General features: G+C 61.4%; 11 protein-coding genes. 3 read left to right on the forward strand and 8 right to left on the reverse strand.

The window, feature by feature from the left end:
- Positions 1-27: 27 nt before the first annotated feature.
- Complete coding sequence (gene hemB, locus AC1DVH_RS22780) at positions 28-1002, reverse strand: porphobilinogen synthase (protein ID WP_477755715.1); 975 nt, start codon at positions 1000-1002, stop codon at positions 28-30.
- 153 nt (positions 1003-1155) lie between these two features.
- The gene (locus tag AC1DVH_RS22785) at positions 1156-1866 is read right to left on the reverse strand and encodes a glutathione S-transferase family protein (protein WP_477755716.1); all 711 of its coding nucleotides are present in this window, start codon (positions 1864-1866) and stop codon (positions 1156-1158) included.
- Between the two features lie 354 nt (positions 1867-2220).
- On the opposite strand from AC1DVH_RS22785, the gene AC1DVH_RS22790 reads away from it, so the two are divergent.
- Positions 2221-2892: a histidine phosphatase family protein gene (locus AC1DVH_RS22790; RefSeq protein ID WP_477755717.1), complete on the forward strand. Its 672-nt coding sequence runs from the start codon at positions 2221-2223 to the stop codon at positions 2890-2892.
- A gap of 137 nt (positions 2893-3029) precedes the next feature.
- On the opposite strand, the gene mnmH is transcribed toward AC1DVH_RS22790, so the two are convergent.
- From mnmH to AC1DVH_RS22815, 5 genes are all read right to left on the reverse strand, one after another.
- Positions 3030-4133: a tRNA 2-selenouridine(34) synthase MnmH gene (gene mnmH, locus AC1DVH_RS22795; RefSeq protein WP_477755718.1), complete on the reverse strand. Its 1104-nt coding sequence runs from the start codon at positions 4131-4133 to the stop codon at positions 3030-3032.
- Positions 4133-5167, reverse strand: a complete 1035-nt coding sequence (gene selD / locus AC1DVH_RS22800) for a selenide, water dikinase SelD (protein WP_477755719.1) — start codon at positions 5165-5167, stop codon at positions 4133-4135. The genes mnmH and selD overlap by 1 nt, the downstream gene beginning before the upstream one ends.
- Before the next feature lie 176 nt (positions 5168-5343).
- Positions 5344-6300: a quinone oxidoreductase family protein gene (locus tag AC1DVH_RS22805; RefSeq protein WP_477755720.1), complete on the reverse strand. Its 957-nt coding sequence runs from the start codon at positions 6298-6300 to the stop codon at positions 5344-5346.
- 28 nt (positions 6301-6328) lie between these two features.
- Positions 6329-6502, reverse strand: coding sequence for a DUF1427 family protein (locus AC1DVH_RS22810; protein WP_477755721.1), 174 nt, complete (start codon positions 6500-6502; stop codon positions 6329-6331).
- Between the two features lie 106 nt (positions 6503-6608).
- Positions 6609-7388, reverse strand: a complete 780-nt coding sequence (locus AC1DVH_RS22815; protein ID WP_477755722.1) for an AraC family transcriptional regulator — start codon at positions 7386-7388, stop codon at positions 6609-6611.
- 148 nt (positions 7389-7536) lie between these two features.
- On the opposite strand from AC1DVH_RS22815, the gene AC1DVH_RS22820 reads away from it, so the two are divergent.
- The gene (locus AC1DVH_RS22820) at positions 7537-7764 is read left to right on the forward strand and encodes a DUF6555 family protein (RefSeq protein ID WP_477755723.1); all 228 of its coding nucleotides are present in this window, start codon (positions 7537-7539) and stop codon (positions 7762-7764) included.
- Between the two features lie 34 nt (positions 7765-7798).
- Positions 7799-8077 carry a hypothetical protein gene (locus AC1DVH_RS22825; RefSeq protein WP_477755724.1) on the forward strand — a complete coding sequence of 93 codons (279 nt, stop codon included), beginning with the start codon at positions 7799-7801 and terminating at the stop codon, positions 8075-8077.
- A 32-nt stretch (positions 8078-8109) separates the two neighbouring features.
- Here AC1DVH_RS22825 and AC1DVH_RS22830 read toward each other — a convergent pair whose 3' ends face one another.
- The gene (locus AC1DVH_RS22830) at positions 8110-8274 is read right to left on the reverse strand and encodes a metallothionein (protein ID WP_015094211.1); all 165 of its coding nucleotides are present in this window, start codon (positions 8272-8274) and stop codon (positions 8110-8112) included.
- Positions 8275-8443: the final 169 nt, after the last annotated feature.

The following is an 8443-nucleotide window of genomic DNA, read 5'->3' on the forward strand; positions in this document are numbered from 1 at the left end:
CTCCTACAGGGGGGAATGTGCTGGCTTTCAGATCCCGGCCAGCGCCAGATCCATCGCAAAATAGGTAAAGATCAGATCCGCCCCGGCCCGCTTGATCGCCCCCAGGCTCTCGCGCACCACACGGTCCTCATCGATGGCCCCGGCCTGGGCGGCAAACTTGATCATCGCGTACTCACCGCTCACCTGATACGCCGACAGCGGCAGGTGCGAGGCTTCGCGGATGTCGCGGATGATGTCCAGGTACGCACCGGCCGGCTTGACCATCAGCGCATCGGCACCTTCCTGCTCGTCGAGCAACGATTCGCGTATCGCTTCGCGGCGGTTCATCGGGTTCATCTGGTAGCTCTTACGGTCGCCCTTGAGCGCACTGCCGCCAGCCTCGCGGAACGGGCCATAGAGCGCCGAGGCGAATTTGGTCGAATAGGCCATGATCGCCGTCTGGGTAAACCCGGCGTCATCGAGCGCCCGGCGAATCGCCTGGACCTGCCCGTCCATGGCCGCCGAGGGGGCGATCACGTCGGCACCGGCACGGGCCGCCGCGACGGCTTGCCGGCCGAGGTTGATCAGGGTCTGGTCGTTGTCCACTTCATGGTTGTGCAGCACGCCGCAATGGCCGTGGTCGGTGTACTCGCAAAAACAGGTGTCGGACATCACGATCATTTCAGGCACCGCGTCCTTGGCGATACGCGACATGCGCGAGACCAGACCGTCCTCGCGCCAGGTGTCGCTGCCGCTGCTATCCAGGTGATGGGACACGCCGAAGGTCATCACCGACTTGATCCCGGCACGGGCGTAGCGCTCGATCTCGCCGGCCAGCTTCGACTCGGGAATGCGCATCACGCCCGGCATGCTTTTGATCGGCACGAAGTCGTCGATTTCTTCTTCGACGAAAATCGGCAGCACCAGGTCGTTCAGGCTGAACTCGGTCTCCTGGAACAGGCTGCGCAGGCTCGCATTGCGGCGCAGACGGCGTGGGCGTGCTTCGGGGAACTGACTGGACATGGGTATTCCTGGATTTCAGAGGATGAGATGTAGGAGCGAGCTTGCTCCGGTCAGCGTTCCGACGATGGTCGTAAACAATAACGCGCTTTGTCTGAGTGCTCGCGTTGCCTTTACGTTTTTCGCGAGCAGGCTCGCTCCTACAGGGGGCGGCGTTCAACCCGCCACGGGGTTTGGAATCTGCAACCCGCGCACCACCGCCGGCCGCGCCAGGAAACGTTCCAGCACCCGCGTGACGTTAGGGAAGTTCTGGATGCCCACCAGATCGCCGGCCTCATAGAAGCCGATCAGGTTGCGCACCCACGGGAAGGTAGCGATGTCGGCGATGGTGTAGCGCTCGCCCATGATCCAGTCGCGCCCTTGCAGACGGCCGTCCAGCACCTTGAGCAGGCGTCTGCTTTCCTCGACGTAGCGGTCACGGGGACGCTTGTCTTCGTAGTCCTTGCCGGCGAACTTGTTGAAAAATCCGAGCTGGCCGAACATCGGACCGATCCCGCCCATCTGGAACATCAGCCACTGGATCGTTTCGTAGCGCGCTGCCGATTCCTGGGCCAGCAGTTGCCCGCTCTTGTCCGCCAGGTAGATCAGAATCGCCCCCGACTCGAACAGCGCCAACGGCAGGTCGTCCGGACCGTGGGGGTCGAGGATCGCCGGGATCTTGTTGTTGGGGTTGAGGGAAAGAAATTCCGGGGACATCTGGTCGTTGGTGTCGAAGCCTACCCGGTGAGGTTCATACGGCAGGCCGATCTCTTCGAGCATGATCGAGATCTTGACGCCGTTGGGGGTCGGCAAGGAGTACAGCTGAATCCACTCGGGATACTGGGCAGGCCATTTGCGGGTGATGGGGAATGCGGACAAATCGGTCATGGGCGGGATCCACGAATACATTGAGAGTGACGATAATAATGTAGATATCCGCTCAGCGATCCGTTGAAGCCATGAATCTCGCTGATAGGCGAGATCAAAAGAGATCACCACTTTTTCAACACCATCCGGTGTATTGTGTCCACATTTGTGCAACATCCTGTCGATAGCCTTCGCTGAAAACCCTTGAAGGTTAGCGGCACTCGACCGAAATCGAACCAAACGGGTTCAGGGGACTCTGAGCACCACTCCTTTGAAACGGACCGGCTTCAATGACATGGAAACACCCGACGCAGCACAATCGTGGTGTAAATGTTTGTCAGCCTTAACCGAATTGCGCTGAAGATCCTTTTATTCATGAACCTGTTCAATTTTGCCAAACGCTTTAAACATCGCGCTTACCTTTTGTTGCCCGCCCTCTTGGTGGTCAGCGCGTTGTTCCTGTCGCTGGAGCCCGGCGCAAGTCGCGCCCAACCGATGGATGGCACCCAGACGCTGGTCTTCCTGCGCCACGGGGAAAAACCCGCCGCAGGCCTGGGCCAGCTCAATTGCCAGGGACTCAACCGCGCCATCGACCTGGCCACGCTGCTGCCGGAAAAGTTCGGCAAGGCCAACTATGTGTTTGCGGCGAACCCGACCCGTAACGTCGAGGAAGGCGAGTTCGACAATTCCTACAGTTACATCCGCCCCCTGATGACCATCAGCCCCAGCGCCATCAAGCTGGGCCTGCCGGTGAACATCAATTTTTCCGCCAATGACACCGATGACCTGGCCGAAGAACTGCTCCAGGGCAAGTATCACAACTCGGTCATCTACACGGCCTGGTCACACGGCTACCTGCCGGAGCTGATCAACACGGTGGCCGAAGAAGCCACCGGCGAGGATGCGAAGATCATCGACGATTGGGAGTCCAGTGATTACGACTCGCTGTATGTGCTGACCCTGACCTGGCACAACGGCAAGGCCAGTTTGCAGAGCCATGTGTACAAGCAAGGCCTGGATAACGGCGCTGAAGCCTGCCCGACTTGAGACATGCGTTGTCTGAGCGGGTCTCATCGCGAGCAAGCTCGCTCCCACAGTAGATCTTCAGTGAACACAGATATTGTGTACGACGCAGATCYAATGTGGGAGCGAGCTTGCTCGCGATGAGGCCGGCAAAAGCACCCTCAACCCTTCTGATTCACCCGCTCGCGCAGATACTCGAGAACCGCCCCCCGCTCCCCGGCAAACTCGATCCGTGCGTCTTTCTTTTCCCGCTGAAACGCGTACATCGGATCGTAATACTCGCACAGCAACCCTTCGATCCAGCCCCGGTGCAGATCAACCGCGCCACTGCGGACCTGCTCCGCCAATGCCTCTTCCATCAGAACCAGCATGCGCCGATGACGTTCGCCACCCAGGCGCTTCTGCACATTGTTCAGGCTCGCCAGCAGGCGTTCGGAAAACAACGCAAAGCCGTCATCGCCATGCACGTCGATGAATTCGGCGCACAGATCCACCACGTAATCGCGCAGGATCCGCTCGACCCGACCTTCCAGGCTGTCTTCCAGCCACACCATCGGAAACTGTTGCATGCCCTGGTACAGCGGTAACGGCAGCGCACAACTGCCCACCGCACGGCTTTCGTCTTCCAGTACGAACTGCTCGATGCCCCGGGCGCGTTTTTTCAGCACGTCTACGGCCAAGCGGTTTTCGAAGTCGATATTCGAGGGTTGGCCCGTGGCGCGCTTGCCGAAACTGGAGCCGCGATGGTTGGCATGACCTTCAAGGTCCACGGCGTTGCCCAGTTGCGTGAGCACCTCGGTTTTGCCGGTGCCGGTCATCCCGCCCAACAGGACGAAATCGCACTGGGTCACGGCTTGATCGAGGGTGTCCAGCAGGAAGGTACGCATGGCCTTGTAGCCGCCGCCCACCCGTGGATAGTCGATGCCGGCCTCGTCCCTGAGCCATTGCTGGACGATCTGCGAGCGCAGGCCGCCGCGAAAGCAATACAGCAGGCCTTCCGGATGCGCCCGGGCAAAATCGGCCCAGGCCTGGATGCGTTCGGCCTTGACCGCGCCCGACACCAGTTGATGCCCCAGCACGATGGCCGCTTGCTGGCCGTGCTGCTTGTAGCAGGTGCCGACCCGCTGGCGTTCATGGTCATTCATCAACGGCAGGTTGATCACGCCGGGAAACGCGCCCTTGTTGAATTCGACCGGCGCGCGGGTGTCCATCATGGGCCGGTCATTGAGGAAAATGTCGCGGTAATCGGTGTAATCGACAGACATCAAAACACCTCGACCGCGTTGCTCTGTCGCTCGACCAGTTCACCGATCGGTTCCAGGCTCAAGCCCAGCTCAGCGGCCACAGAAAGGAATTGCTCGTTGCCTTCGGGCGTCACGGCAATCAGCAGGCCGCCGCTGGTCTGCGGGTCGCAGAGCACGCGTTTGTGCAGTTCCTGAAGGCGTCCGAGTTTGCTGGCGTAGCTGTCGAAATTACGCAGAGTCCCGCCCGGTACGCAGCCCTGTTCCAGGTAATACTCGACGCCCGGCAGGCGCGGTATGCGGTCGTATTCAATGCGCGCCGTGAGCTGGCTGCCGTCGGCCATTTCCACCAGGTGCCCGAGCAGGCCGAAACCGGTGACGTCGGTCATCGCGGTCACGCCATCGAGCTTGCCGAAGCGGCTGCCGGGTTTGTTCAGGGTGCACATCCAGTCCCGGGCCAGGCCGATGTCGGCATGACGCAACTTGCCCTTTTTCTCGGCAGTCGTAAGGATGCCGATGCCGAGGGGTTTAGTCAGATAAAGCAGGCAACCGGCCGTGGCGGTGTCGTTGCGCTTCATGTGGCGCTTTTCCACCAGACCGGTGACGGCCAGGCCAAAGATTGGCTCAGGTGCGTCGATGGAGTGCCCACCGGCCAGCGGGATGCCCGCCTCGTCACATACCGAACGGCCGCCGCGTATCACTTCCCGGGCAATTTCCGGGGCCAACACGTTCACCGGCCAGCCCAGAATCGCAATTGCCATCAACGGATCGCCGCCCATGGCGTAGATGTCGCTGATGGCATTGGTGGCGGCAATTCGGCCGAAATCGAAGGGATCGTCGACGATCGGCATGAAAAAGTCGGTGGTCGAGACCACGCCGCGTTCTTCGTCGATGGCATACACCGCCGCGTCGTCGCGCGAGGCGTTGCCGACCCAGAGCTTCGGATCGAGGTTCTGCGCCCCGCTGCCGGCCAGGATCACTTCCAGCACCTGGGGGGAGATCTTGCAGCCGCAACCGGCGCCGTGGCTGTATTGGGTCAGGCGAATCGGTTCGCTCATGGGGGCACCTCATTGGGTCAATAGGGCCGATTCTAACAGAGCGAGGCCTGCGCAAGGCATTGCGCGGCCACGGACCCTGCAGGAGCTGGCTTGCCAGCGAAAGCGGTCCGTCAGTTACGTTGATTTTGGATGTACCGCCATCTTCGCTGGCAAGCCAGCTCCTACAGGGGGTTGGGTCATGGCAGCAGAATCACCTTGTCGCCGCTGCCCTGGTTCACTTCGGCGTAACGCTCCAGCCCTTCGGCCAATGGCGACTCGAACAAGCCTTGGGGCAACGGCAACAGATCCTGATCGAAAAACCTGCCGAACTGCTCGAGCATCGCCGCACACGCCTGTACCCCGTACAGCAACGAGTTGATCCCCACCACTGAGCCACCCTTGCGATACAACGCCAGGGCCGGTAACTGCACGTGACCGTCCACCGGCGCCGCGATGATTGCGATGCGGCCGAACGCGGCCAGGGCTGGCACCGAGGCCGGCAGCCAGAAACCGGTGGTGTCGAAAATCACATCGGCGCCGCCGGCATACACCGCGTTGACCTGTGCGCCCAAATCTTCGGGTTTATCCAGTTGCAGGGTCTGATAGCCCTGGTCTTGCAAGTCCTTGACCTGTTCCGGGCGCCGCGCGGCCGCCAGCACCCGGGCGCCACGCACCTTGGCCAGGGCCAGCGCGGCACTGCCGACCGCCCCGCCACCGATGACCAGCAATCGGGTTTCGGCCGTCACCAGGCTGCGTTCCAGTGCATCCCACGCCGTGGTGTATGGCACGCCGAGGCTGGCGGCCTGGGCGAAGCTCAGGTGCCTGGGTTTGAGCGCCACGCCATTGGCCGGCAGCTTGACGAACTGCGCGTGGGAACCGTCGGCAAAAAAACCCAGTTCCCGGCCCGTGCCCCAGACTTCCCGGCCGATCAACGCCTGCGGGCCGGCCACGACCACCCCGGCAAAATCCCGACCGGGAATTCGCGGCAAGGTGGTGTAGGGAAAACGTCCCAGCACGTTTTTCACATCGCTGGGGTTGAGGCCAGCGGCCTTGATCTCGACCAGCACTTCATCGGCACCGGGCACGGGGGTCGGCACCTCGACGTAGCGCAGGGCCGAGAGATCACCGGTTTTGTCGAATTGCAGAGCTTTCATGGGCGTGTCCATTGAATAAAGGAAGGGGTCAGGAGATCCAGCCAGCCACCAGCTCCCTTCCCATCGGCCAGAGCTTTTCGCCGGCGAGCATGCCGAGCAGGCCTACCAACGCGATGGCCGGGGGTGCGGGGGAACGAAAATCCAGGGCGCCGTACAGCAGACCGACGCCCAGACCGATGGCCAGTGACATGAGGAAGTTCATGACAGACTCCGGGGGCAATTGAGGTATGCGCTGAGTCTAGAGGGCGTAACCTGCGAGCATCGGCCAAGTGCTTCTGAATTTCGGCCAAAGCCTGGCCTCGGCGAACTCAGTCCTGGCGTTGCGCCGCAGGAAACTGCGAGGGGGCGACACCCAGCTCACGACGAAACATGTCACTGAAGCTGCTCGGCGAATAGCCCAGCTCCCGGGCAATCGCACTGACCGGTACGCCCTGGATCAACCCGGCCACCGCCGTCGCCAGTTGCACCTGACGCCGCCACTCGGCGAAGCCCATGCCCAGGCCGTCCTTGAACAGCCGCGCCAGGGTGCGCACGCTGGCTCCGGCGTTATCCGCATGTTGTTCGAAAGGAATGTCCAGTGAAGGCGCGACCATGACCGCCTGACACAGGTTCATCAGCCGTCGGTCGGAATCGTCCGGCAGCGGGATTTTCAGCAGCGAACGCCTGGCGCGCTTGAGCTCCAGCAGTGCCAGCCCCACCAGCGCGTCGTAATACTCGGGCGGCCCGTCGTTGCCCTCCTCCACCAGACCGACGATCAGCTCGCGCAGCAAACCGCCGACCTCAATGACTTGCACGCTGTCATCCAGGGTCGCCGCCAGGGACGGGCGCAAGTAGATATTGCGCATTTGCAGGTCGGACACCACGCGAATCCCGTGGGGCACGCCGGGCGGCAACCACACCGCCCGCTGCGGCGGCACCACCAGCGCCTCGTGCGGCGTCTCGACCCACATCACCCCGCTCATCGCATACAGCAACTGGCCCCAGACGTGCTCATGGGGCTCGATGTACAACCCGCGCGGATAGGTGCGAGCCAGCGGTTGCACGGGCACATCGGTGTCACTCAGGTCAGGCGGTGCGGCGAGGGCCATGGTCTATGTTCATTTGGGGGGGCCGGAAGACGCCATGGTAACGAGGCACCGAACTTGTCGCCAGCAACCGCCGCCGTCCGACAAACCGAGTGAATTTTCCAGATGGCGCGCGATCCTTTTATGTAAGACAGGGAGGAACCGGAGCTTTATGAACAGTGCAAAATTATTCGTCATCGAGTACACCCTCCATGGCGCTCCGAAATCATTCATTATCCGCCTGGAAAAAATGGATAACGCAGAAGCCTGGCATTGGGCGAGCTGCGACGCAGGGGTGGGGCGAATCCCCCGTTTCGGACGCGAGAAGGTGCAAAAGACCAGCAAGCCGATGGCGGAAAAATTTGGCGTGGAAAACGTCAAGTGGCGGCCGACAAACTAATCACTGGCAGCCATCAGGATCGGGGGGAACGTAAATGACCGCGACACCCGTCAGCAGCCCCGCGCAGCTGGACTACGGTCTGGACACGCTAGTGGGGCGCATCAGCAAAAGCGCCGAGTGCCTGATCGGACTGGAACAGGTCGAAAATGACCCATTTTGCTTCGCCATACGCGTCCCGGCACCACTGCCGGAGGATCTGGAGCAAGCGAAAACCTTGGTGGTGCGGGTCGAAGGGCGGCGCTTGCAAGGCACCGTACTCCACTGCGAACGCCTGGAGGATGACAGCCTCAGGCTGGAAGTGGAGCCGGACTAGGCTCCACTTTTCATAGCTTGTCGCCAATGCCGTCAGCCATGGGAGCACTTGCAGCCTTTATGAGCGCACTCCTCGCCGTGCTCGTGGTGTTTGGCGCAGGCTTCACAGCAGTAATGCTTGCCGTGACGGGCAATCGGATGTTCACCGAGTTTGCAGGAACATTTCGGACAATCGCAGATACTTTCACGGTCAATCATGGGTCTGACTCCTAGGGTAGTGGTCGTCGGGGGGCTTGCGATGTAACCCGTCTTACCAAGTGTAGGAGTTGAGTCGAAAGGTGCGTGGAACTCCGTCCAGGCTGGTTGCCCAGCAGGTTCCAAACCCCACTTTCCCTGTGGGAGCGAGCTTGCTCGCGATAGCGGTGGC

The organism is Pseudomonas sp. P4_C3, from assembly GCF_056402075.1.

Excerpts from the sequence above, each read along its gene's own strand:
- mnmH (WP_477755718.1), bottom strand. The coding sequence starts at position 4,133 with ATGTCTGTCGATTACACCGATTACCGCGACATTTTCCTCAATGACCGG.
- AC1DVH_RS22810 (WP_477755721.1), bottom strand. The coding sequence starts at position 6,502 with ATGAACTTCCTCATGTCACTGGCCATCGGTCTGGGCGTCGGTCTGCTG.
- hemB (WP_477755715.1), bottom strand. The coding sequence starts at position 1,002 with ATGTCCAGTCAGTTCCCCGAAGCACGCCCACGCCGTCTGCGCCGCAAT.
- AC1DVH_RS22805 (WP_477755720.1), bottom strand. The coding sequence starts at position 6,300 with ATGAAAGCTCTGCAATTCGACAAAACCGGTGATCTCTCGGCCCTGCGC.
- AC1DVH_RS22785 (WP_477755716.1), bottom strand. The coding sequence starts at position 1,866 with ATGACCGATTTGTCCGCATTCCCCATCACCCGCAAATGGCCTGCCCAG.
- AC1DVH_RS22825 (WP_477755724.1), top strand. The coding sequence starts at position 7,799 with ATGACCGCGACACCCGTCAGCAGCCCCGCGCAGCTGGACTACGGTCTG.
- AC1DVH_RS22820 (WP_477755723.1), top strand. The coding sequence starts at position 7,537 with ATGAACAGTGCAAAATTATTCGTCATCGAGTACACCCTCCATGGCGCT.
- AC1DVH_RS22790 (WP_477755717.1), top strand. The coding sequence starts at position 2,221 with ATGAACCTGTTCAATTTTGCCAAACGCTTTAAACATCGCGCTTACCTT.
- AC1DVH_RS22815 (WP_477755722.1), bottom strand. The coding sequence starts at position 7,388 with ATGGCCCTCGCCGCACCGCCTGACCTGAGTGACACCGATGTGCCCGTG.
- selD (WP_477755719.1), bottom strand. The coding sequence starts at position 5,167 with ATGAGCGAACCGATTCGCCTGACCCAATACAGCCACGGCGCCGGTTGC.
- AC1DVH_RS22830 (WP_015094211.1), bottom strand. The coding sequence starts at position 8,274 with ATGATTGACCGTGAAAGTATCTGCGATTGTCCGAAATGTTCCTGCAAA.